The organism is Escherichia sp. MR (assembly GCF_005280595.1).
In the GTDB taxonomy this organism is placed as follows: domain Bacteria; phylum Pseudomonadota; class Gammaproteobacteria; order Enterobacterales; family Enterobacteriaceae; genus Escherichia; species Escherichia ruysiae.
Map to the genome: position 1 here is coordinate 55,122 of NZ_SZVK01000011.1, position 23,607 is coordinate 78,728.

Annotated in this window: 19 protein-coding genes and 1 pseudogene; 14 read left to right on the forward strand and 6 right to left on the reverse strand. The window is 50.6% G+C overall.

The window, feature by feature from the left end; translation table 11 throughout:
- The first annotated feature begins 187 nt into the window (after positions 1-187).
- The 5 genes and pseudogenes from FC814_RS07170 to FC814_RS23085 form a co-directional block, all read left to right on the forward strand.
- Positions 188-415, forward strand: coding sequence for a YgdI/YgdR family lipoprotein (locus tag FC814_RS07170; protein ID WP_000750399.1), 228 nt, complete (start codon positions 188-190; stop codon positions 413-415).
- A gap of 350 nt (positions 416-765) precedes the next feature.
- The gene (gene gcvA, locus FC814_RS07175) at positions 766-1,683 is read left to right on the forward strand and encodes a glycine cleavage system transcriptional regulator GcvA (RefSeq protein WP_000044401.1); all 918 of its coding nucleotides are present in this window, start codon (positions 766-768) and stop codon (positions 1,681-1,683) included.
- 18 nt (positions 1,684-1,701) lie between these two features.
- Positions 1,702-2,097, forward strand: coding sequence for a DUF423 domain-containing protein (locus tag FC814_RS07180; RefSeq protein ID WP_000203904.1), 396 nt, complete (start codon positions 1,702-1,704; stop codon positions 2,095-2,097).
- Positions 2,090-3,190, forward strand: a complete 1,101-nt coding sequence (gene rlmM, locus FC814_RS07185; protein WP_001045515.1) for a 23S rRNA (cytidine(2498)-2'-O)-methyltransferase RlmM — start codon at positions 2,090-2,092, stop codon at positions 3,188-3,190. Before FC814_RS07180 ends, rlmM begins: the two co-directional genes overlap by 8 nt.
- A 37-nt stretch (positions 3,191-3,227) precedes the next feature.
- Positions 3,228-3,302, forward strand: a pseudogene (locus tag FC814_RS23085) (hypothetical protein); the annotation flags it as partial.
- 104 nt (positions 3,303-3,406) lie between these two features.
- Here the strand turns inward: FC814_RS23085 and xni are convergent.
- From xni to queF, 5 genes are all read right to left on the reverse strand, one after another.
- The gene (gene xni, locus FC814_RS07190; protein ID WP_137325724.1) at positions 3,407-4,162 is read right to left on the reverse strand and encodes a flap endonuclease Xni; all 756 of its coding nucleotides are present in this window, start codon (positions 4,160-4,162) and stop codon (positions 3,407-3,409) included.
- A gap of 283 nt (positions 4,163-4,445) precedes the next feature.
- A complete protein-coding gene (sdaB, locus tag FC814_RS07195; protein ID WP_000626400.1) occupies positions 4,446-5,813 on the reverse strand; it encodes an L-serine ammonia-lyase II in 1,368 nt (455 codons plus the stop codon).
- Between the two features lie 57 nt (positions 5,814-5,870).
- Positions 5,871-7,160 (reverse strand): HAAAP family serine/threonine permease SdaC, encoded by a 1,290-nt coding sequence (gene sdaC / locus FC814_RS07200; protein WP_000450473.1) that lies wholly within the window; start codon positions 7,158-7,160, stop codon positions 5,871-5,873.
- A gap of 557 nt (positions 7,161-7,717) precedes the next feature.
- Positions 7,718-9,082: a nucleotide 5'-monophosphate nucleosidase PpnN gene (gene ppnN, locus FC814_RS07205; RefSeq protein ID WP_000628011.1), complete on the reverse strand. Its 1,365-nt coding sequence runs from the start codon at positions 9,080-9,082 to the stop codon at positions 7,718-7,720.
- Between the two features lie 111 nt (positions 9,083-9,193).
- Positions 9,194-10,042 carry an NADPH-dependent 7-cyano-7-deazaguanine reductase QueF gene (gene queF, locus FC814_RS07210; RefSeq protein ID WP_137325725.1) on the reverse strand — a complete coding sequence of 283 codons (849 nt, stop codon included), beginning with the start codon at positions 10,040-10,042 and terminating at the stop codon, positions 9,194-9,196.
- A 67-nt stretch (positions 10,043-10,109) separates the two neighbouring features.
- Between queF and syd the strand changes: the two genes are divergently transcribed.
- From syd to gudD, 6 genes are all read left to right on the forward strand, one after another.
- Complete coding sequence (gene syd / locus FC814_RS07215) at positions 10,110-10,655, forward strand: SecY-interacting protein (protein ID WP_137325726.1); 546 nt, start codon at positions 10,110-10,112, stop codon at positions 10,653-10,655.
- A gap of 622 nt (positions 10,656-11,277) precedes the next feature.
- Positions 11,278-11,607: a YqcC family protein gene (locus FC814_RS07220; RefSeq protein WP_000207002.1), complete on the forward strand. Its 330-nt coding sequence runs from the start codon at positions 11,278-11,280 to the stop codon at positions 11,605-11,607.
- On the forward strand, positions 11,607-12,389 hold the full coding sequence (gene truC, locus FC814_RS07225; protein ID WP_000890001.1) for a tRNA pseudouridine(65) synthase TruC: 783 nt from the start codon (positions 11,607-11,609) through the stop codon (positions 12,387-12,389). Before FC814_RS07220 ends, truC begins: the two co-directional genes overlap by 1 nt.
- Positions 12,390-12,406: 17 nt before the next feature.
- Entirely contained in the window at positions 12,407-12,856 is a 450-nt protein-coding gene (locus tag FC814_RS07230; protein ID WP_000807742.1) for a flavodoxin, read from the forward strand.
- A 419-nt stretch (positions 12,857-13,275) separates the two neighbouring features.
- Positions 13,276-14,628 carry a galactarate/glucarate/glycerate transporter GudP gene (gene gudP / locus FC814_RS07235; protein ID WP_137325727.1) on the forward strand — a complete coding sequence of 451 codons (1,353 nt, stop codon included), beginning with the start codon at positions 13,276-13,278 and terminating at the stop codon, positions 14,626-14,628.
- Positions 14,629-14,720: 92 nt separating this feature from the next.
- Positions 14,721-16,061 carry a glucarate dehydratase gene (gene gudD / locus FC814_RS07240; RefSeq protein WP_105282790.1) on the forward strand — a complete coding sequence of 447 codons (1,341 nt, stop codon included), beginning with the start codon at positions 14,721-14,723 and terminating at the stop codon, positions 16,059-16,061.
- Between the two features lie 234 nt (positions 16,062-16,295).
- Here gudD and barA read toward each other — a convergent pair whose 3' ends face one another.
- The gene (gene barA, locus FC814_RS07245) at positions 16,296-19,052 is read right to left on the reverse strand and encodes a two-component sensor histidine kinase BarA (RefSeq protein WP_000186436.1); all 2,757 of its coding nucleotides are present in this window, start codon (positions 19,050-19,052) and stop codon (positions 16,296-16,298) included.
- Positions 19,053-19,108: 56 nt separating this feature from the next.
- On the opposite strand from barA, the gene rlmD reads away from it, so the two are divergent.
- The 3 genes from rlmD (at position 19,109) to mazG (ending at position 23,579) form a co-directional block, all read left to right on the forward strand.
- A complete protein-coding gene (gene rlmD / locus FC814_RS07250) occupies positions 19,109-20,410 on the forward strand; it encodes a 23S rRNA (uracil(1939)-C(5))-methyltransferase RlmD (RefSeq protein ID WP_137325728.1) in 1,302 nt (433 codons plus the stop codon).
- Positions 20,411-20,457: 47 nt separating this feature from the next.
- Positions 20,458-22,692: a GTP diphosphokinase gene (gene relA, locus FC814_RS07255; protein WP_137325729.1), complete on the forward strand. Its 2,235-nt coding sequence runs from the start codon at positions 20,458-20,460 to the stop codon at positions 22,690-22,692.
- A 95-nt stretch (positions 22,693-22,787) separates the two neighbouring features.
- Positions 22,788-23,579 (forward strand): nucleoside triphosphate pyrophosphohydrolase, encoded by a 792-nt coding sequence (gene mazG, locus FC814_RS07260; protein WP_001071625.1) that lies wholly within the window; start codon positions 22,788-22,790, stop codon positions 23,577-23,579.
- Positions 23,580-23,607: the final 28 nt, after the last annotated feature.

The following is a 23,607-nucleotide window of genomic DNA, read 5'->3' on the forward strand; positions in this document are numbered from 1 at the left end:
CTCCTCGGCTTGATTCACCGATCGTGACGCAAAATTCACTTTGATACAAGGAGAGTGCTAACCATCGGAATTATCTGGATATCCTGGCGAAGCCGCGTCAGTAACATATGCTGAATAGTGTTAGGCGTTAATTTTAGCCTGTTAATCAATACTATTAAGATTTATTAATCGCTTTAAGGAGAAGAAGATGAAAAAGACTGCCGCAATTATCTCTGCCTGTATGCTGACTTTTGCCCTGAGCGCCTGTTCCGGTTCGAACTATGTGATGCACACCAATGACGGACGTACCATCGTCTCTGACGGTAAACCACAAACTGATAATGAAACCGGTATGATTTCGTATAAAGACGCTAATGGCAACAAACAGCAGATCAACCGTACCGACGTGAAAGAGATGGTCGAGCTGGATCAGTAATTCGCGATCGCAAGGTAAAAAAAAGCACCGCAATTAGGCGGTGCTACATTAATCACTATGGACAGACAGGGTAAATGTACAGGAAGTGAAAAAAGGTAGCTTAGCTACCATGGTCTGAATCGCAGACCAATTGCAAACACAACAACACAACATCACAACCGTAAGCCAAAAGTTCACCAGAACACGCATTCCGATAAAACTTTTCGTTCCGGCTCAGGAAGTGCCGCCACTATAGGTATTTGCTGGTAGAAGCTCAACGGACAATTTATAATGGCTCAGATAAAAAAAACTAATAGGTTACATAGTGTGATCTAATTGTTAAATTCATTTAACATCAAAGTTTAAAAGCCATGTCAAAACGATTACCACCGCTAAATGCCTTACGAGTTTTTGATGCCGCCGCACGCCATTTAAGCTTCACGCGCGCAGCAGAAGAGCTTTTTGTGACCCAGGCCGCAGTAAGTCATCAAATCAAGTCACTTGAGGATTTTTTGGGACTGAAACTGTTCCGTCGCCGTAATCGTTCACTCCTGCTGACCGAAGAAGGGCAAAGCTATTTCCTCGATATCAAAGAGATATTTTCGCAATTAACCGAAGCGACGCGTAAACTCCAGGCTCGTAGCGCCAAGGGGGCGTTGACGGTCAGTTTACTCCCCAGTTTTGCCATCCACTGGCTGGTGCCGCGACTTTCCAGCTTTAATTCAGCTTATCCGGGAATCGACGTTCGAATCCAGGCGGTCGATCGCCAGGAAGATAAACTGGCGGATGATGTTGATGTGGCGATATTTTATGGTCGGGGCAACTGGCCGGGGCTGCGGGTCGAAAAACTGTATGCCGAATATTTGTTGCCGGTGTGTTCCCCGCTACTGTTAACCGGCGAAAAACCCTTGAAGACGCCAGAAGATCTGGCTAAACATACGTTATTACACGATGCGTCCCGGCGTGACTGGCAGACATATACTCGCCAGTTGGGGTTAAATCATATCAACGTTCAACAAGGGCCGATCTTCAGTCACAGCGCGATGGTGCTGCAAGCGGCTATCCACGGGCAGGGAGTCGCATTGGCGAATAATGTGATGGCGCAATCGGAAATCGAGGCCGGACGCCTTGTCTGCCCGTTTAATGATGTTCTGGTCAGTAAAAATGCTTTTTATCTGGTATGTCATGACAGCCAGGCAGAACTGGGTAAAATAGCCGCCTTTCGCCAATGGATCCTGGCGAAAGCCGCTGCTGAACAAGAAAAATTCCGCTTTCGTTATGAACAATAATTTACGTAGGGTACGACCATGACCAGCCGTTTTATGCTGATTTTCGCCGCCATTAGCGGCTTCATTTTTGTGGCTCTCGGCGCTTTTGGCGCGCATGTGTTAAGTAAAACCATGGGAGCCGTTGAGATGGGCTGGATCCAGACCGGCCTCGAATACCAGGCGTTCCATACGCTGGCGATTTTAGGTCTGGCGGTGGCGATGCAGCGTCGCATCAGTATCTGGTTTTACTGGAGTAGCGTTTTCCTCGCGTTAGGCACGGTGCTGTTCAGCGGCAGCCTTTATTGCCTGGCGCTGTCCCATCTGCGTTTGTGGGCGTTTGTCACACCGGTTGGCGGCGTGAGCTTCCTCGCGGGCTGGGCGTTAATGTTAGTCGGAGCTATCCGTTTAAAGCGCAAGGGCGTAAATCATGAATAAGGTTGTATTGTTGTGCCGTCCTGGCTTTGAAAAAGAGTGTGCTGCGGAAATTACCGATAAAGCCGGCCAGCGGGAAATTTTCGGTTTTGCCCGCGTGAAAGAGAATGCGGGTTATGTCATTTATGAATGTTATCAACCTGATGATGGCGATAAGTTAATCCGTGAGCTGCCGTTCAGTTCATTAATTTTTGCCCGCCAGTGGTTTGTAGTGGGGGAGCTCCTGCAGCATTTGCCGCCAGAAGATCGTATTACCCCCATTGTCGGCATGTTACAGGGCGTAGTAGAGAAGGGCGGTGAACTGCGTGTTGAAGTTGCCGATACCAACGAAAGCAAAGAGTTGCTGAAATTCTGCCGTAAATTCACCGTGCCGCTACGCGCTGCCTTGCGCGATGCGGGTGTGCTGGCGAACTATGAAACGCCGAAGCGTCCGGTTGTGCATGTATTCTTTATTGCACCAGGCTGCTGCTATACCGGCTACTCCTACAGCAATAATAATTCGCTGTTCTATATGGGGATTCCACGCCTGAAGTTTCCGGCGGATGCGCCAAGCCGTTCCACGCTCAAACTGGAAGAGGCATTTCATGTGTTTATTCCTGCGGATGAGTGGGATGAACGCCTGGCAAATGGAATGTGGGCGGTAGATTTGGGCGCTTGTCCAGGCGGCTGGACCTACCAACTGGTGAAGCGCAACATGTGGGTATACTCCGTCGATAACGGCCCGATGGCGCAAAGTCTGATGGATACCGGACAGGTGACGTGGCTGCGGGAAGATGGTTTCAAATTCCGCCCAACACGTAGTAACATCTCATGGATGGTATGCGATATGGTTGAAAAACCAGCGAAAGTTGCGGCACTGATGGCACAGTGGCTGGTTAATGGCTGGTGTCGTGAAACTATCTTCAACCTTAAATTGCCGATGAAAAAACGCTACGAAGAAGTGTCACACAATCTGGCGTACATTCAGGCACAGCTTGATGAACATGGTATTAACGCCCAGATTCAGGCGCGGCAGTTGTATCACGATCGCGAAGAAGTGACGGTGCATGTCCGTCGTATCTGGGCTGCGGTGGGTGGTCGTCGCGACGAACGGTAAGTGAGTTGGCTGGGGCATTGACTCCGGTCTGGCATCCGATGTTTGTACCGGTGGCAACCCGCGTGAAGCAACGCTTGAGGATATTGTCGAGCTTTACCATACCGCCTGGTAAATACGCTGATGTGATAATGCCGGATGCGACGCTAGCCGCGTCTTATCCGGCCTACAAGTGCATTTAATTCAATGAGGTGTTAATCGGTAGTATTCGGCACGCCGTTATCGTACCAACCGCAATTGCTGTAAATTGCCGTCGATATGCAAGTCGGTTTGTAAGCGGGCAATATCGCGACACAGAAACGCCATCTCTTTATGTTCTTCCAGTTTCTTGCGCCACTTTTCGGCAACCGCGTCGATATTTTCATATATCCCTTCCAGACTCTGAAACTCGACGAGTAACTGCGTGGCGCTTTTTGGCCCAATCCCCGCAACACCCGGCACCTTTGAGCTGCTGATCCCCGCCAGCCCCCAATAATCGGGTAATTGCTGAGGTTGAACGCCAAATTCTTTATCGATAAACGGCGCATCAAGCCAACGTTTCTGAAAGTAATCACGAATACGCAGTGCAGGTGAAAGGAGCTGACAGTAGCCTTTATCTGTCGAAACAATGGTTGCCTGATGCCCGGCCTGGGTCACTTTTACTGCCAGCGTGGCGGCTAAGTCATCTGCTTCGTTGCCGCTGGCTGACCAGCATCGGACTCCGCGTTGTTCAAAGGCTGCGCGTAACGCAGGCATTTCGTTGTGCAACTCTTCCGGCATTAGCGGACGACCGGCTTTGTAATCCGGTAAACGCTGATGACGCCAGCCGCTACTGCGGTTTTCATCATCAAAAACGGCGACGGCGTGGGTTGGCTGGCTGTGCATAATGAGCTGATCGAGCGCGTGCTGGCAGGTCTCCACGCAGGGCGAGCCCTGCACGGCATGAATGCGACGAATAAGATTCAGTGCATCGACAATAAGCAAATGAACAGCCACGATAACCCCCTTAAAGATCAGGCGATAAGGGTAACATTCGATGTCGGAACAGGCTACGGCTGGATGAGAAATCGGGAAGAGAGCTCGCAAAACGAGGTCTGATATTGATGACAACGCCAAATTGCCTGATGCGCTACGCTTATCATGCCTACAAAAGAATTACAATCTATTGAATTTTCGCTGTTTTGTAGGTCGGGTAAGGCGTTTACGCCGCATCCGACATAAACAACAGGCACATTCTCAACAATGTGAGGCCTCGCAAAACGAGGCCTCTGGAGAGAGATTAATCGCAGGCAACAATCTTCATTGCCAGGCCGCCGCGAGAAGTTTCACGGTACTTGGCGTTCATATCTTTACCTGTTTCGTACATGGTTTCGATAACTTTATCAAGGCAGACGCGCGGCTCGCTGGTACGGCGCAGCGCCATACGCGCGGCGTTCACCGCTTTCACTGCCGCAATGGCATTACGCTCAATGCACGGCACCTGTACCTGTCCGGCAACCGGGTCACACGTCAGGCCGAGGTTATGCTCCATTGCGATTTCTGCCGCGATGCATACCTGTGCCGGGCTTGCGCCTAACAGTTCTGCCAGACCCGCCGCTGCCATAGAGCACGCTACGCCAACTTCGCCCTGGCAGCCGACTTCGGCACCAGAAATCGAGGCGTTCATCTTATAAAGAGAACCAATGGCGCTTGCCACCAGCAGGTAACGAGCCAGTGAGTTAGCGTTCACTTCACGGATAAACTTGTCGTAGTACGCCAGCACTGCCGGGATAATCCCGCACGCGCCGTTAGTCGGTGCAGTCACCACGCGACCACCAGCAGCGTTCTCTTCGTTCACCGCCAGAGCGAACATGTTGATCCAGTCAACAACCGCCATCGGGTCAGTGGTGTTTTTGTCCTGGCTGACCAGCATCCGGCGCAGAGCCGCCGCACGGCGTGGAACGCGCAGTTTGCCTGGCAGCACGCCTTCGGTGGCAATACCGCGCTCAATACCGCCGCGCATCACTTCCCAGACATTCGCCAGGTGCTGTTCCAGCTCTTCTTTGCTGTGCAGCGCCAGTTCGTTTTTCATCATCAGGCCAGAGAGTGACAGCCCGGTTTCCTGACAATGCTTTTGCAGATCGGCTGCTGAGCTGTACGGATAAGGAACTTCAACCGGTGCGCTATCCTGCTGACCAAAATGTTCTTCATCAACGATAAAGCCACCGCCGATGGAGTAGTAAGTCTGGCTGTAAACAACTTTATCGCCCGCCAGCGCGGTAATGCGCATACCGTTTTCATGCAGAGAAAGGTTGTCGGCATGGAAGTTCATGCACTGATCAACCGGGAACTCCACTTCGTGCTGACCATTTGCCAGCATCAGGCGACCATGAGTATTCACATCCTGAATAAAACCAGGGATGGAATCGATATCAACGGTATCCGGCAGGTTACCCGCCAGCCCCATAATAATGGCGATATCAGTGTGGTGGCCTTTACCGGTCAGAGAGAGCGAGCCGTAGACATCAACCACCACGCGGGTCACGTCTTTAAGCAGGTTACGGGCAATCAGATCGTCGGTAAATTGTTTACCCGCTTTCATTGGTCCAACGGTATGGGAACTGGAAGGACCAATGCCGATTTTGAAAATATCGAATACGCTAATCATAGGAAATTCATCGGGTTAAAACGGAGGAAGCGCCGCCCGAAAGCGGCGCGAAAGGATTTAGCTGAACAGAGAGTAGAAAATTGCGGAGATAGCAATCAGACCCATCACGACAACGAATACGTTGCTGATGTGACCGCTGTACTTACGCATTGCCGGTACTTTCTGGATTGCGTACATCGGCATCAGGAACAGGATCATCGCGATGATTGGACCGCCCAGGGTTTCAATCATCCCCAGGATGCTTGGGTTCAGCGTAGCAACAATCCAGGTCGTTACCAGCATGAACAGTGCAGTGATACGGTTCAGCTTGTTGATTTCGATAGACTTACCTTTACCACGCAGAGATTTGATCACCATACCGTTGAAGCCTTCACGCGCACCCAGGTAGTGGCCGAGGAAGGATTTGGTGATAGCGATAATCGCGATAATCGGAGCCATCCACGCGATGATCGGCGCGTTAAAGTGGTTCGCCAGGTAAGACAGAATCGAGATGTTCTGCTCTTTAGCCGCAGCCAGGTCTGCCGGAGTCAGGCTCAGTACGCAGCTGAAGACGAAGAACATTACGGTCAGCACCATCATGATGTGAGCGAATGCCAGGATCTTCGAGCATTTCTGTTCTGCCATATCGCCGTACTCTTCACGCTTCGCAACGGCGAAAGAAGAGATGATCGGAGAGTGGTTGAACGAGAATACCATTACCGGAATCGCCAGCCACAGGGTCATCCACAGACCGTTTCCGGTTGCAGATGCAGTGTCCAGAGACAGCGTTTCCAGAGCTGCGCCGTTCCACTGCGGGATCAGGTACAGAGCCAGCAGCATCAGTACGCCAACAAACGGGAATACCAGAATACTCATCGCCTTAACGATCATCTGCTCACCGAAGCGAACGATGGTCATCATACCCACGATCAGGATCAGGGACAGAATCGCACGCGGCGGCGGCGTCATACCCAGCTGGTGAGACATGAAGCTTTCAACCGTGTTGGTGATTGCCACGCTATAAACCAGCAGGATCGGGTAGATAGCGAAGAAGTACAGCAGAGTAATCAGTTTACCTGCACCAATACCAAAGTGTTCTTCTACTACCTCAGTGATGTCTTCGCCTGGGTTTTTACCAGACAGTACGAAGCGAGTCAGGCCACGGTGAGCAAAAAACGTCATCGGGAACGCAAGGATGGCCATGATGATCAGCGGGATCATACCGCCAACACCGGCGTTGATTGGCAGGAACAGTACACCCGCGCCGATTGCCGTGCCGTAGAGGCCCAGCATCCACATGGTGTCTGTCTTGCGCCAGGCACTGCGAGAGTCTTTCGACGCAATCGTGCTGGTTTGAGTCGTTTCCATCTATTTCTCCTGGAGGAATGCAAATAATTCAGCTTTTAGCCAGTTCAGCCCGGGAAGGTGCCTGGCCGTAAAAATGAAATCTGTCTATCGGCGATGGCTTAATCATTTTCCGCCGTAATAATTTGAGGGCGGAAAGATACACACAAGTTATGCATCTATCAGTGATCTTGATCTCAAATACAATAATCTACTTAGAAGATAGATAATCCCAACTCTTTACTCTGTAAATCAAAAGTAAAAGAGAATTTAAGGGCAATATTTTCCCACTAAACGATATCTGGTTTCTTCCGGGGCGCGCAATATATGTAGGTTGAACTGAAAAAATCAATACTTTTAGTTAATCATGATAAGAATTTCTTTTTCACAGTAATAAAATGCGGTTTATGAAAGCAGGTAAACGTTTGCGTGGCAATATAAATTGTATGACATATTAATATTGGTGATATTAAGTGTCTTATGATGCGTTGAAACATTCAGATAACAAATGAAATGGATTGGTGAGTGAGTGACCAAATAAGAGAAAAACCCGGCAACAAACGTTACCGGGGGAGGGGAGATTAGGTGCAGATTTCGTAGCAAGGGATGTAGGCTGAGCCAGGCAACTTCATACGGTGCTGGGCGACAAAACCTTGAAGCAGGTCGTCCATACGACGCATTATCTCTTTATCACCGTTGATTTTATAAGGCCCAAACTCTTCAATGGCGCGAATACCGACTTCTTTTACGTTACCCGCCACAATACCGGAGAACGCACGACGCAGGTCAGCAGCCAGCACTTCAACGGGTTGATCCGGGTACAGTTTCAGATTAGCCATGTTCTCGTGAGACGGCTCAAACGGCATTTGCAGATCTGGCGCAATGCGCATTGACCAGTTAAAGCTGTAAGCATCACCGGTGTCACGGCGATTTTCTTTCACCAGCGGCATCGATTTTTTCATCTGACGAGCGACTTCAGCAGCGTCATCAATGATAATGCGGTAATGGCGGCGCGCGTTTTCTCCCAGCGTATGCACGACAAACTCGTCCAGTACGCGGAAGTAATCGGCGCTCTCTTTCGGACCGGTGAGGATCAGCGGTAAGACCTGATCTTTATTTGCCGGATTCATCAAAATTCCCAGCAAATAGAGCAACTCTTCTGCCGTACCCACACCGCCAGGGAAGATAATGATGCCGTGAGCGATACGCACAAACGCTTCCAGACGTTTTTCGATATCCGGCATGATGATCAATTCGTTGACCAGCGGGTTAGGCGGTTCAGCAGCGATAATCGACGGCTCTGTCATACCAATAAAACGGCTGTCTTTGTAACGCTGCTGAGCGTGACCCACTGCTGCGCCTTTCATCGGCGCTTCCATCGCTCCTGGACCACAACCGGTGCAGATATTTAACTCACGCAGACCCAGCTGATTTCCGACGCGACGGGCATATAAATACTCGTTTTCGTTGATTGAGTGACCGCCCCAGCACACAACCATATTTGGCGCTTCGCCGACATGCAGTGCGCGAGCATTACGCAATATAGAAAAGACCAGATTAGTAATGTGGACAGAGTTGTCGAGATTCAGGTTTGGAAAACGAACGGTGTTATGGATTTGCCCATAGACGAAGAGAATGTCGCGCAGAACAGCGAACAAGTTGGCCTGCAAGGCGCGAATAATGCGCCCATCGACAAAAGCGTCTTCCGGGGGATTGATCAGTTCTAACTTAACGCCACGTTCACGGCGCAGCACGTTAATGTCAAAACTTTCAAAACGAGACAACAATTCTTTGCTGTTATCGGTCAAACTACCGGAGTTCAGAACAGCAAGTGAACAGTTGCGAAACAGTTGATAGAGGTCGCTGCTGGCGGTGCGTTTAAGCATATCCACTTCCAGCTGCGACAACATATCCATGGAGCCAAGCGGGCTAATATGTGTAATCAAGAAAAACTCCTTATGGGACGAATATCGTCATTCCCTTTGATTACAATAGCCCTGCCTGATGGCCTTTCACAACTCTATGCGTGAATCCAGTACGCAAAAATGAGAAAAAATTTATTGTCGTACCAGTCGGGTCGTCGATGGGACAAAGTCGCTATTGCTACGCCAGGGGTTAATGTCCAGGCCGCCACGACGGGTATAACGCGCATAGACGCTTAATTTCTCTGGCTGGCAGAAGCGTAGCAGGTCATTAAAAATACGCTCTACGCATTGCTCATGGAACTCGTTGTGATGACGGAAAGAAACCAGATAGCGCAGCAGTTTTTCCCTGTCAATTTTGTGTCCACGGTACTGAATTTGGATTGACCCCCAGTCTGGCTGATGGGTGATCAGACAGTTTGACTTCAGCAAATGGCTGACTAGCGTCTCTTCCACCACTTTTTCACCGCTGGCGGCATTCTCAAGATAGTCAGTGGTAAATTCATAGTTATCGATAGCGATATCCTGTTCATCAATGCAGGTGCCATTGAAATGTCCCATCGGCTGGCCTTCCAGTTCATCAAGACGATATAAGGCCACGCTAACCTTACCCTGGGCACAGGTGCTTAAATCGCGCTCCAGCGTCTGGCGTACCTCCTCCCAGTTATTAAAACGCGTCTGGTTAAAGCTATTGAGATAGAGCTTAAAACTCTTCGACTCAATCAGATTTACGCTGGTGTAATCAAGTTCAACATGACCGACAGCGACCTGTGGCAAACCTTTGGCATTCAGCCAGGAAAGCTCATACAGCGTCCAGATATCCGCGCCGTGAAAAGGCAGGTTATCCGCTTTCAGGCCCAGAGGATCGCGATTCAGACTACGCGGAACGCCTTGCAGCAGGCTGGCGTCATAGGTATCCCGGTAATCGGTTGATTTTCCGAGAGTCAGGCCCGCAAGTGCCTGATGGTTTGTATAAGAAGACATGTTTCACCGTCATAAACCAGATAAACTAAACGACAAGTGTATCTGGTTTAAGTGAAGAGAGAAATTAGTGGACGATTTGACCGCACAAGCCCTGAAAGATTTTACTGCACGCTACTGCGATGCGTGGCATGAAGAGCATAAAAGCTGGCCGTTAAGTGAGGAGCTCTATGGCGTGCCTTCACCATGCATTATTTCAACCACCGATGACGCCGTATACTGGCAACCCCAGCCGTTTACCGGTGAACAAAATGTAAACGCGGTTGAACGGGTGTTTGATATTGTGATACAACCCACAATTCATACATTCTATACAACCCAGTTTGCCGGGGATATGCATGCGCAGTTTGGCGATATCAAACTGACATTACTGCAAACCTGGAGCGAAGACGACTTCCGCCGGGTGCAGGAAAATCTGATTGGTCATCTGGTGACTCAGAAACGGTTAAAACTGCCGCCCACGCTATTTATCGCAACACTGGAAGAAGAGTTAGAGGTCATCTCGGTATGTAATCTCTCTGGTGAAGTGTGCAAAGAGACGCTGGGAACGCGTAAACGGACGCATTTAGCCTCAAATCTTGCGGAATTCCTTAACCAACTTAAGCCTCTTCTGTAATCCAAATACCCCGTCTGGTTGTGAGAGATCTCTTACAGACCCTGTAGGAGATCGCCAGGAAATAAGCGAATACTCAAACAGATAAGAATCGATATTTTTATTTATAATCAATAGATTATATGAAATTTCTTAACTTTCATATGAAATTATCCTTAAGGCTTTGTCTGTAAGCGCCTTGTAAGACTCAGCGAAAAAGACGATTCTATCTTCGTCGACAGGGAGTCAGACAACGAAGTGAACATCAGGATGATGACACTTCTGAAGGACACGCCAGGACGGTGTTTCAGGGAAAGGCTTCTGGATGAAGCGAAGAGGAAAACGCTGGATGCGTTAAAGGACACCTCCAGGATGGAGAATGAGAACCGGTCAGGATGATTCGGTGGGTCAGGAAGGCCAGGGACACTTCAGGATGAAGTATCACATCGGGGTGGTGTGAGCAGGAAGCAATAGTTCAGGATGAACAATTGGTCGCAAGACCAGAGGAAAAGTTGTCAAGGATGAGCAGGGAGCAACAAAAGTAGCTGGATTGCTGCTAAACGAACCGGGAGCACTGTGAATACAGTGCTCCCTTTTTTTATTCCTGCTATCCTTCGCGGCAGTTTTTTCTTATTGAGGTTGCTTTATGACCACTCATGACCGCGTTCGTCTTCAGTTGCAGGCGCTTGAATCGTTACTGCGTGAACATCAGCACTGGCGAAACGATGAGCCCCAGCCGCATCAATTCAACAGTACCCAACCGTTCTTTATGGACACCATGGAACCACTGGAGTGGTTGCAGTGGGTGCTTATCCCACGAATGCACGATTTATTAGATAACAACCAGCCATTACCGGGGGCATTTGCCGTGGCGCCGTACTATGAAATGGCGCTGGCGACGGATCACCCGCAACGCACGCTTATTCTGGCGGAACTGGAAAAGCTGGATGCCCTTTTTGCGGATGACGCAAACTGATGCTGGAAATACTCTACCAGGATGAATGGCTGGTTGCGGTAAATAAACCGTCCGGCTGGCTGGTCCACCGTAGCTGGCTGGATCGCGATGAGAAAGTGGTGGTCATGCAAACCGTGCGTGACCAGATAGGCCAGCACGTGTTTACCGCGCATCGCCTGGACAGACCTACTTCCGGCGTATTGCTGATGGGACTGTCCAGCGAAGCTGGACGGCTGCTGGCACAACAGTTTGAACAGCATCAAATCCAGAAACGTTACCATGCGATAGTTCGTGGCTGGCTAATGGAAGAAGCGGTGCTGGATTATCCACTGGTGGAAGAACTGGACAAAATCGCTGATAAATTTGCCCGTGAAGATAAAGGGCCACAGCCAGCGGTAACGCATTATCGCGGTCTGGCGACGGTAGAAATGCCAGTCGCAACCGGACGTTATCCGACCACGCGCTACGGCTTGGTGGAACTGGAGCCGAAAACCGGACGCAAACATCAGCTCCGACGCCATCTCGCCCATTTGCGTCATCCAATTATTGGCGACAGCAAACATGGCGATTTACGCCAGAATCGCAGTGGGGCTGAACATTTTGGCCTCCAGCGGTTAATGCTACATGCCAGCCAGTTATCATTGACGCATCCGTTCACCGGCGAACCGCTGACTATTCACGCGGGTCTGGACGACACCTGGATGCAGGCGTTATCACAATTTGGCTGGCGTGGTCTGCTTCCTGAAAATGAAAGGGTTGAGTTCAGTGCGCCATCAGGTCAGGATGGTGAGATAAGTTCCTAATCCAGGGAGAAAACGGTATGGCGGAAATTGGTATTTTTGTGGGCACCATGTACGGAAATTCACTGTTAGTGGCGGAGGAAGCGGAAGCAATTCTGACTGCGCAGGGGCACAAAGCCACGGTGTTTGAAGATCCAGAATTAAGCGACTGGCTGCTCTATCAGGACAAGTTCGTTCTGGTGGTTACGTCCACGACCGGGCAAGGCGACCTGCCTGACAGCATTGTGCCGCTTTTTCAGGGAATCAAAGATAGCCTTGGTTTTCAGCCGAATCTTCGTTATGGCGTAATTGCGCTCGGCGACAGTAGCTATGTGAATTTCTGCAACGGCGGCAAACAGTTCGATGCCTTGTTGCAGGAACAGAGTGCGCAGCGGATAGGGGAAATGCTGCTGATTGACGCCAGTGAGAACCCGGAACCGGAAACGGAATCAAACCCGTGGGTCGAACATTGGGGCACGCTGTTGTCCTGACAAATTGCCGTTTTAAGCAAACTGAATCGAATCCTTTCAGGCAAATGCCAGTAAAAACTTGCAAATGTGACGGTTTTTTACTGGCGTTTGCCTGGAGTCAAGCGATCCATTTCATACTCTTCTTTATTTCTCCGTTATAACCCTTCCTTTCTTGTTCTTGTTTTCATTTCCGTGAAGTTGATTCCACCGTCCAGGGCTAATGCCAAAATCGGGCCTCATTGAACGCATTAATGTTGTGTTGTTGCACGGTGAGCCGCTATGGCGCGCTTTTTATACTGCTATTGCCAGATATAAACACGCGCCGCATTCGGCGAACGACCTATAAAAACGGCAAAAAACACCCTACGTCACCTCTGATTTCCTGGCGGTATTGCAGTCCAGAGTGAGCGTGGCTAACGCGAATTTTCAGGAGTGCAACAATGAGTTCTTTAAGTCAGGCTGCGAGCAGTGTTGAAAAACGCACGAATGCTCGTTACTGGATAGTGGTGATGTTGTTTATCGTCACATCCTTCAACTACGGCGACCGCGCTACGCTCTCTATCGCCGGTTCAGAAATGGCCAAAGATATCGGCCTTGATCCCGTGGGAATGGGTTATGTGTTCTCTGCTTTCTCATGGGCTTATGTAATAGGGCAGATCCCAGGTGGCTGGTTGTTGGATCGCTTTGGTTCAAAACGCGTCTACTTCTGGTCGATCTTTATCTGGTCGATGTTTACCTTGCTGCAAGGCTTCGTCGATATCTTTAGTGGATTCGGCATTATCGTTGCCCTGTTTACGCTGCGCTTCCTGGTCGGGCTTGCTGAAGCGCCCTCTTTCCCCGGCAACAGTCGCATTGTAGCGGCCTGGTTTCCTGCGCAGGAAAGGGGAACGGCGGTGTCGATTTTTAACTCCGCACAATACTTCGCAACGGTTATCTTCGCGCCGATTATGGGCTGGCTGACTCATGAAGTGGGCTGGTCACACGTTTTCTTCTTTATGGGCGGTCTGGGCATTGTCATCAGCTTTATCTGGTTGCAAGTCATCCACGAGCCAAATCAACATCCGGGCGTAAATCAGAAAGAGCTGGACTACATTGCTGCGGGCGGGGCGCTGATCAATATGGATCAGCAAAACACCAAAGTTAAAGTGCCGTTCAGCGTGAAGTGGGGGCAGATCAAACAGTTGCTAGGTTCGCGGATGATGATCGGCGTTTATATCGGTCAGTATTGTATCAACGCCATGACTTACTTCTTTATCACCTGGTTCCCGGTTTATCTGGTGCAGGCGCGTGGGATGTCAATTCTGAAAGCGGGCTTTGTGGCTTCTGTTCTGGCGGTTTGCGGTTTTATCGGCGGCGTGCTGGGTGGGATTATTTCTGACTGGCTGATGCGTCGCACGGGTTCGCTGAACATTGCGCGTAAAACGCCGATCGTGATGGGCATGCTGCTGTCGATGGTGATGGTGTTCTGTAACTACGTCAACGTTGAGTGGATGATCATCGGCTTTATGGCGCTGGCCTTCTTCGGTAAGGGCATCGGGGCGCTGGGTTGGGCCGTAATGGCAGATACCGCGCCAAAAGAGATTAGTGGTCTTTCCGGTGGCCTGTTCAACATGTTCGGTAACATTTCTGGCATCGTCACGCCAATCGCAATTGGTTATATCGTTGGCACGACTGGCTCGTTTAATGGGGCGCTGATTTATGTTGGGGTTCATGCCTTAATCGCGGTACTGAGCTACCTGGTGCTGGTGGGCGATATCAAGCGTATTGAGCTGAAACCTGTCGCGGGAAAGTAAGATGATAACCCAGATTAACATCCCGGCTCCTGAATTTCTGACCGTAAACGTCCCGTTTTCGGCCGTCATTGATTCTGAATAAGGACATAAACATGAGTTCTCAATTTACGACGCCTGTTGTTACTGAAATGCAGGTCATCCCGGTGGCGGGTCATGACAGTATGCTGATGAATCTGAGTGGTGCACACGCACCGTTCTTCACGCGTAATATTGTGATTATCAAAGATAATTCTGGTCACACTGGCGTAGGGGAAATTCCCGGCGGCGAGAAAATCCGTAAAACGCTGGAAGATGCGATTCCGCTGGTGGTGGGTAAAACGCTGGGCGAGTACAAAAACGTTCTGACGCTGGTGCGTAACACGTTTGCCGATCGTGATGCTGGCGGGCGTGGTTTGCAGACTTTTGACCTGCGTACCACGATTCATGTGGTGACTGGAATTGAAGCGGCAATGCTGGATCTGCTGGGGCAGCATCTGGGGGTTAACGTGGCGTCGTTGCTGGGCGATGGTCAACAGCGTAGCGAAGTCGAAATGCTCGGTTATCTGTTCTTTGTCGGCAATCGCAACGCTACACCGCTGCCGTATCAAAGCCAGCCGGATGACTCATGCGACTGGTATCGCCTGCGTCACGAAGAAGCGATGACGCCGGATGCTGTGGTGCGCCTGGCGGAAGCAGCATATGAAAAATATGGTTTTAATGATTTCAAACTGAAGGGCGGTGTACTGGCCGGAGAAGAAGAAGCCGAGTCTATTGTGGCGCTGGCGAAACGCTTCCCGCAGGCGCGTATTACGCTCGATCCTAACGGTGCCTGGTCGCTGAACGAAGCGATTAAAATTGGTAAATACCTGAAAGGTTCTCTGGCTTATGCAGAAGATCCGTGTGGTGCGGAGCAAGGTTTCTCCGGGCGTGAAGTGATGGCAGAGTTCCGTCGCGCAACTGGCCTGCCGACTGCAACCAATATGATAGCCACCGACTGGCGGCAGATGGGCCATACGCTCTCGTTACAATCCGTTGATATCCCGCTGGCTGACCCGCATTTCTGGACGATGCAAGGTTCAGTGCGTGTGGCGCAAATGTGCCATGAATTTGGCCTGACCTGGGGTTCACACTCTAACAACCACTTCGATATTTCCCTGGCGATGTTTACCCATGTTGCCGCTGCTGCACCGGGTAAAATCACCGCGATTGATACACACTGGATCTGGCAGGAAGGCAATCAGCGCCTGACCAAAGAACCGTTCGAGATCAAAGGCGGTCTGGTTCAGGTGCCAGAAAAACCGGGGTTGGGTGTAGAAATCGATATGGATCAAGTGATGAAAGCCCATGAGCTGTATCAGAAACACGGGCTTGGCGCGCGTGATGATGCGATGGGAATGCAGTACCTGATTCCTGGCTGGACGTTCGATAACAAGCGTCCGTGCATGGTGCGTTAAGACAGAAAACCAAAACCGGCTCTGTCTGGAGCCGGTTTGAGACTGATGTCAAACGCAAAAATTGCTTGATGCGCTGCGCTTATCAAGCCTACATGATTTTTTAATTCATTGAATTTAATTGGTTTTGTAGGCCGGATAAGGCGTTAACGCCGCATCCGGCATAAACACAGGCACTTTGCCCTCAATCAAAAACCGACTTCATAAGAAGCCGGTTTTTACTCGATAAAATATTTATTACCCAAGAATTTTGCTGGCTTCTCGCGCCACATTATCCATCTCGTCCAGCAATTCCAGAAGCTCTGGCTCCAAATCTTCTTCTTTAGTACCGCTGCGTAGCTGTTGTTCAATCAGCTGGCAGAGATTCTTCATACGCGGCACACCGCTATAGCCGCAACTGCCATGCAGTTTATGAATCAAATCAACCAGGCCTTCCGGGTTTTCTCCAACCAGTTGTTCCTCAACTTTGTTGCGAACTTCTGGCAGGAAATCGAGCAACATTTGCAGCATATCGCGCGCTAAATCGGTTTTTCCTGCTGCCTGGCGTAGTGCCAGTTGCCAGTCGAGGGTTGCATTCTGGTTCACCACAATTTCGTTCACTTCTGGTGTTACGACGCGAGAGGAAATACCGCTGCCAGGCTTGTAGCGCAACAGCAAATTATGCAATCGCTCTTCTTCAATCGGTTTTGCCAGATAATCGCTCATCCCCGCGCCAAGCAGTTTCTCTTTTTGCCCTGCCATCGCATGTGCCGTTACCGCGATAACCGGCGTTTGCTGCTGATGTGGGAGCTGGTGGATGAGTTCGCACGCCCGAATGCCGTCCATGTCCGGCATTTGAATATCCATTAAGATTAAATCGAACGGCATCTGTTTTGCTCGTTCAACGGCCTGATGCCCGCTATCGCAAAGCTCCACATGTTGCACCATATCTTCCAGCAACGCGCCGATAAGTTTCAGGTTAGCGGGGTTGTCATCAACCGCCATGACTGTCATTGCCAGCTTACTTTCATCGGTAACAGGCAAAAGTGTGTTTTGTTTGTGATGACAAAATTCCGTCAGTGCTGGCAACAGGCGCGTAGGCGTTAACGGTTTCAGTAGACACGCGCCGATACCATCTTGCTTGAGTTTTTCGGCATTGACCTGTGCATGACAAGGAAGCGCCAGCATCAGGAAATCGGTCATTGACACCGCTTGCGCCAACCGCTCATGTTGTATCGTCAGCGGCTCGCGGAAGGTCACTGCAATCCCTAACAACATCATGTCGTAATGCGCGGGAGGCAGCGCGGAGAACGTTGGGCTATAAACCACTTCCAGCGGCGTTTCACTTAAAATATCCAGCGTACATTGTGCTGCTGCGGAGTTCGGTTCGACATAGGCAAGACGCTTACCGGCGAGGCACTGGGTAGATGGCCCTTCGATAATAATATTCGGGTTCAGATCGAGATTAATGTGGAACCAGAAGGTAGAACCGCGATTCGGCTGGCTATGGAACGAAATATCGCCGCCCATTTCATTAACCAGTTTCTGTGTGATCACCAGCCCCAGCCCGGTGCCACCATGACGGCGGGAAATACTGGCATCAGCCTGTCGGAAGGCCTGGAATAAGCGCGATTGATCGCGTTCAGGAATACCAATACCGGTATCACGAATCTGCACTTCAATCTGCACTTTGGTATTACTTAGCGCACGTTTTTCTACCAGAATATCAATGTTGCCATTCTCGGTGAATTTAATCGCATTCCCCACCAGGTTAGTGATGATTTGTTGTAAACGCAGTGGGTCACCAATAACGTTATCGGGCACGTCGCTTTTAATATTGAGCGTTAATTCCAGCCCTTTATCGTGAGAAGAATGTGCCAGCAGGGTAACGACTTCATCCAGCGTGCTACGCAATGGGAACGGAATACTTTCCAGAATCAGCTTGCCCGCTTCCAGTTTCGAGAAGTCGAGAACATCATTAATAATTGCCAGCAAATTATTTGCCGAACGTTCAATGGTATTCAGGTGATCGCGCTGTGTTGGCGTTAATTCTGTTTTCAGCGTCAGGCGGGTAAAGCCAATAACACCATTCAGCGGTGTACGCAGCTCATGTGACATATTCGCCAGAAACTCGGATTTAATACGTGCCGCTTCCTGGGCGCGCTTTTTCGCCAAATCCAACTCAACGTTCTGAATTTCCATTTGCTCTAGCGTTTCCCGCAGATCGGACGTCGCCTGGTCGATATTGTGCTGCATCTCTTCGTGATAAGCTGCCAGCGACATTGCCATCGAGTTGATACCGTTTTTCAGCATATCCAGCTCGCCGAGCATAAATCCTTCCACCCGGCTGTCGAGTTGCCCACGACGGATGCGGTCGACGGTATTCACCATGTTACGAATTGGACCGGTTACATCGCGCATTAAGCGCCAGCCAAAAATAAGCGCAATACCGATACAAAACAGCATCATCACACTGGAAATAAAGATCTCTTTATATTGCTGCAAGCGAACCGATTTAAGATCCAGCTCAAGCGCAATATATCCCAACATATTCTGGCTATTTTTGGCATCACTACTGGGCGATTCGTCGGGGGAATAACTCTCAGAAATAATCGGTGTGCGCAGGATCATAATGTCGCCGTCACGTGTGACAGTGAGCTGGCGAGGAAACGGCACGTTGCTGCCGAGCTGCATTGATGAAGGATCAAGATGAAAATTGGAGGTGACAAAGAGTCGGTTATTTTCATCATAAACCGAAATCGCGCGAACAATATCGGAATGGCGACGATGCAGTACGCTTATTAACTGACCGATAGATTCGCGATTTTGCAGGCTCATGCCATATTCAGTAGAAACTGCAAGCGGCTCAATAATGCTGGCACCGGCATCTTCCAGTTGACGCTGCAAGTCGTTATAGCGATGCACGACGAAAAAGATACTCAGCAATAAACCAATAAGGACGGTCGGTGCCAGGATCAGAATCATCATGCGTGCGCGCAGGCTGTAGTTGGTCATGGAGTTCCGTTATGGGACAATTAAGGTCACACTGTTAAATTGAGAAAGTCTCGCCAATGGCGCAATTCTACTCTGCAAAACGACGCACGACGACGCGTCAGATCATAACCGTTTCAGTCAACGACCTCGACTCTTTTGGTCAGGGCGTGGCGCGACATAACGGCAAAACGCTATTTATCCCCGGATTATTGCCGCAGGAAAAAGCGGAAGTTACTGTTACTGAAGATAAAAAACAGTATGCCCGCGCTAAAGTCGTACGGCGGTTAAGCGACAGTCCGGAACGCGAAACGCCACGCTGCCCTCATTTTGGCGTATGCGGTGGCTGTCAGCAACAACACGCCAGCGTGGATTTACAGCAGCGAAGCAAAAGTGCGGCGCTCGCCCGGTTAATGAAACACGACGTATCTGAAGTGATCGCCGACGTCCCCTGGGGCTATCGGCGGCGTGCGCGTTTAAGTCTGAACTTTCAGCCGAAAACACAACAACTCCAGATGGGATTTCGCAAAGCGGGTTCCAGTGACATTGTCGATGTTAAACAATGCCCTGTTTTAGTGCCCCAACTTGAAGCATTGCTGCCCAAAGTCAGAGCATGTCTGACGAGCTTACAGGGAATGCGCCACCTTGGGCATGTTGAACTGGTGCAGGCAACCAGCGGCACGCTGATAATTTTGCGCCATACCGCACTGCTAAGTTCGGCTGATCGCGAAAAACTGGAACGCTTTTCGCATTCTGAAGGCCTGGATCTGTATCTCGCCCCCGATAGTGAGATACTCGAAACGGTCTCTGGTGAGATGCCCTGGTATGACTCAAACGGGTTGCGCTTAACTTTTAGCCCGCGCGATTTTATTCAGGTCAACGCGGGTGTGAACCAGAAAATGGTGGCGCGCGCGCTGGAGTGGCTTGATGTGCAACCTGACGAGCGCGTGCTGGATCTGTTCTGCGGCATGGGCAATTTTACGCTGCCGTTAGCCACTCGTGCGGCAAACGTAGTGGGCGTAGAAGGTGTTCCGGCACTGGTGGAAAAAGGCCAGCAGAATGCGCGCCTTAATGGCTTACAAAATGTGACGTTTTATCACGAAAATCTTGAAGAAGATGTCACAAAGCAGCCGTGGGCGAAAAGCGGCTTCGATAAAGTGTTGCTGGACCCAGCGCGAGCAGGTGCCGCAGGTGTTATGCAACAAATTATAAAACTGGAACCCATTCGTATAGTTTATGTATCCTGTAACCCTGCAACGCTGGCTCGGGATAGCGAAGCGTTATTAAAAGCAGGATATACCATTGCGCGGCTGGCGATGCTGGATATGTTCCCACACACGGGACATCTGGAATCGATGGTACTTTTCTCGCGCGTAAAATAGTTACGATTTGCTGATTTCGGCAGGTCTGGTCCCTAAAGGAGAGGACGATGGTTGCGGTAAGAAGTGCACATATCAATAAGGCTGGTGAATTTGATCCGCAAAAATGGATCGCAAGTCTGGGTATTACCAGCCAGAAGTCGTGTGAGTGCTTAGCCGAAACCTGGGCGTATTGTCTGCAGCAGACGCAGGGGCATCCGGATGCCAGTCTGCTATTGTGGCGTGGTGTTGAGATGGTGGAAATCCTCTCGACATTAAGTATGGACATTGACACGCTGCGGGCGGCGCTGCTGTTCCCTCTGGCGGATGCCAACGTAGTCAGCGAAGATGTGCTGCGTGAGAGCGTCGGTAAGTCGGTCGTGAATCTCATTCACGGTGTGCGTGATATGGCGGCGATCCGCCAGCTGAAAGCGACGCACACCGATTCTGTATCCTCCGAACAGGTCGATAACGTTCGCCGGATGTTATTGGCGATGGTCGATGATTTTCGCTGCGTGGTCATCAAACTGGCAGAGCGTATTGCTCATCTGCGCGAAGTAAAAGACGCGCCGGAAGATGAACGCGTACTGGCGGCAAAAGAGTGCACCAATATCTACGCGCCGCTGGCGAACCGTCTCGGGATCGGGCAACTGAAATGGGAGCTGGAAGATTACTGCTTCCGTTATCTCCACCCGACCGAATACAAACGCATTGCAAAACTGCTGCATGAACGCCGCCTCGACCGCGAACACTACATCGAAGAGTTTGTCGGTCATCTGCGCGCTGAGATGAAAGCTGAAGGCGTTAAAGCTGAAGTGTATGGTCGTCCGAAACACATCTACAGCATCTGGCGCAAAATGCAGAAAAAGAATCTCGCCTTTGATGAGCTGTTTGATGTGCGTGCAGTACGTATTGTCGCCGAGCGTTTACAGGACTGCTACGCCGCGTTGGGGATAGTGCACACTCACTATCGCCATCTGCCGGATGAGTTCGACGATTACGTCGCGAACCCGAAACCGAACGGTTATCAGTCTATTCACACCGTGGTGCTGGGGCCGGGCGGTAAAACCGTTGAGATCCAAATCCGCACCAAACAGATGCATGAAGATGCAGAACTGGGCGTTGCTGCGCACTGGAAATACAAAGAAGGCGCGGCTGCTGGCGGCACACGTTCGGGACATGAAGACCGGATTGCCTGGCTGCGTAAACTGATTGCGTGGCAGGAAGAGATGGCCGATTCCGGCGAAATGCTCGACGAAGTACGCAGCCAGGTCTTTGACGACCGGGTGTACGTCTTTACGCCGAAAGGTGATGTCGTTGATTTGCCTGCGGGATCAACGCCGCTGGACTTCGCTTACCACATCCATAGTGATGTCGGACACCGCTGCATCGGGGCAAAAATTGGCGGGCGCATCGTGCCGTTCACCTACCAGTTGCAGATGGGCGACCAGATCGAAATTATCACCCAGAAACAGCCGAACCCCAGCCGTGACTGGTTAAACCCAAACCTCGGTTACGTCACAACCAGCCGTGGGCGTTCGAAAATTCACGCCTGGTTCCGTAAACAGGATCGTGACAAAAACATTCTGGCTGGGCGGCAAATCCTTGACGACGAGCTGGAACATCTGGGGATCAGCCTGAAAGAAGCAGAAAAACACCTGCTGCCGCGTTACAACTTCAATGATGTTGATGAGTTGCTGGCGGCGATTGGCGGCGGGGATATCCGTCTCAATCAGATGGTGAACTTCCTGCAATCGCAATTTAATAAGCCGAGTGCCGAAGAGCAGGACGCCGCCGCGCTGAAGCAGCTTCAGCAAAAAAGCTATACGCCGCAAAACCGCAGTAAAGATAACGGTCGCGTGGTGGTAGAAGGTGTCGGCAACCTGATGCACCACATCGCGCGCTGCTGCCAGCCGATTCCTGGGGATGAGATTGTCGGCTTTATTACCCAGGGACGTGGTATTTCAGTACACCGCGCCGATTGCGAACAACTGGCGGAACTGCGCTCTCATGCGCCGGAACGCATTGTTGACGCGGTATGGGGCGAAAGCTACTCCGCTGGGTATTCGCTGGTGGTTCGCGTAACGGCGAACGATCGTAGCGGTCTGTTGCGTGATATCACCACCATTCTCGCCAACGAGAAGGTGAACGTACTGGGCGTTGCCAGCCGTAGCGATACCAAACAGCAACTGGCGACCATCGACATGACCATTGAGATTTATAACCTGCAGGTGCTGGGGCGCGTGCTGGGTAAGCTCAATCAGGTGCCGGACGTTATCGACGCGCGTCGGTTGCACGGGAATTAATCTTACATAGCTGGATATGGCGTCAGCCGTATCCAGCGATATCTTTTACTCGAAGGTATTACACCTGACAGACCCGCAATTTTCAGGACATTCCAATGAATCAAATCGACCGTTTGCTCACTATTATGCAGCGTCTTCGCGACCCGGATAACGGCTGCCCGTGGGATAAAGAGCAGACATTCGCCTCTATTGCACCTTATACCCTTGAAGAAACCTACGAAGTGCTGGATGCCATTGCCCGCGAAGATTTTGACGATCTGCGCGGTGAACTCGGCGATCTGCTGTTCCAGGTGGTGTTTTACGCGCAAATGGCCCAGGAAGAAGGGCGCTTTGACTTTAATGATATTTGCGCTGCGATTAGCGATAAATTAGAGCGTCGCCATCCACATGTTTTTGCCGACAGTTCTGCCGAAAACAGCAGTGAAGTGCTTGCCCGTTGGGAGCAAATAAAAACTGAAGAACGCGCACAGAAAGCGCAGCATTCGGCGCTGGACGATATTCCTCGTAGTTTACCGGCCTTAATGCGTGCGCAAAAAATCCAGAAACGCTGCGCCAACGTTGGCTTCGACTGGACAACACTTGGCCCCGTGGTCGATAAAGTCTACGAAGAGATCGACGAGGTGATGTACGAGGCGCGGCAGGCTGTTGTCGACCAGGCTAAACTGGAGGAAGAAATGGGTGACCTGCTGTTTGCTACGGTCAACCTGGCTCGCCATTTAGGGACAAAAGCGGAAATTGCATTGCAAAAAGCAAACGAAAAATTCGAGCGTCGTTTTCGCGAAGTGGAGCGTATTGTTGCCGCGCGTGGACTGGAAATGACAGGTGTTGACCTCGAAACAATGGAAGAAGTCTGGCAACAGGTAAAACGGCAGGAAATTGATCTCTAAGGGAATTACGCGGTCAAGCGCGATTTGT

Coding starts and splice junctions, on each gene's coding strand:
- FC814_RS07230 (WP_000807742.1), top strand. CDS start 12,407: ATGGCGGAAATTGGTATTTTTGTGGGCACCATGTACGGAAATTCACTG.
- FC814_RS07220 (WP_000207002.1), top strand. CDS start 11,278: ATGACCACTCATGACCGCGTTCGTCTTCAGTTGCAGGCGCTTGAATCG.
- sdaB (WP_000626400.1), bottom strand. CDS start 5,813: ATGATTAGCGTATTCGATATTTTCAAAATCGGCATTGGTCCTTCCAGT.
- FC814_RS07180 (WP_000203904.1), top strand. CDS start 1,702: ATGACCAGCCGTTTTATGCTGATTTTCGCCGCCATTAGCGGCTTCATT.
- queF (WP_137325725.1), bottom strand. CDS start 10,042: ATGTCTTCTTATACAAACCATCAGGCACTTGCGGGCCTGACTCTCGGA.
- truC (WP_000890001.1), top strand. CDS start 11,607: ATGCTGGAAATACTCTACCAGGATGAATGGCTGGTTGCGGTAAATAAA.
- gudD (WP_105282790.1), top strand. CDS start 14,721: ATGAGTTCTCAATTTACGACGCCTGTTGTTACTGAAATGCAGGTCATC.
- FC814_RS07170 (WP_000750399.1), top strand. CDS start 188: ATGAAAAAGACTGCCGCAATTATCTCTGCCTGTATGCTGACTTTTGCC.
- sdaC (WP_000450473.1), bottom strand. CDS start 7,160: ATGGAAACGACTCAAACCAGCACGATTGCGTCGAAAGACTCTCGCAGT.
- gcvA (WP_000044401.1), top strand. CDS start 766: ATGTCAAAACGATTACCACCGCTAAATGCCTTACGAGTTTTTGATGCC.
- barA (WP_000186436.1), bottom strand. CDS start 19,052: ATGACCAACTACAGCCTGCGCGCACGCATGATGATTCTGATCCTGGCA.
- rlmD (WP_137325728.1), top strand. CDS start 19,109: ATGGCGCAATTCTACTCTGCAAAACGACGCACGACGACGCGTCAGATC.
- relA (WP_137325729.1), top strand. CDS start 20,458: ATGGTTGCGGTAAGAAGTGCACATATCAATAAGGCTGGTGAATTTGAT.
- mazG (WP_001071625.1), top strand. CDS start 22,788: ATGAATCAAATCGACCGTTTGCTCACTATTATGCAGCGTCTTCGCGAC.
- gudP (WP_137325727.1), top strand. CDS start 13,276: ATGAGTTCTTTAAGTCAGGCTGCGAGCAGTGTTGAAAAACGCACGAAT.
- rlmM (WP_001045515.1), top strand. CDS start 2,090: ATGAATAAGGTTGTATTGTTGTGCCGTCCTGGCTTTGAAAAAGAGTGT.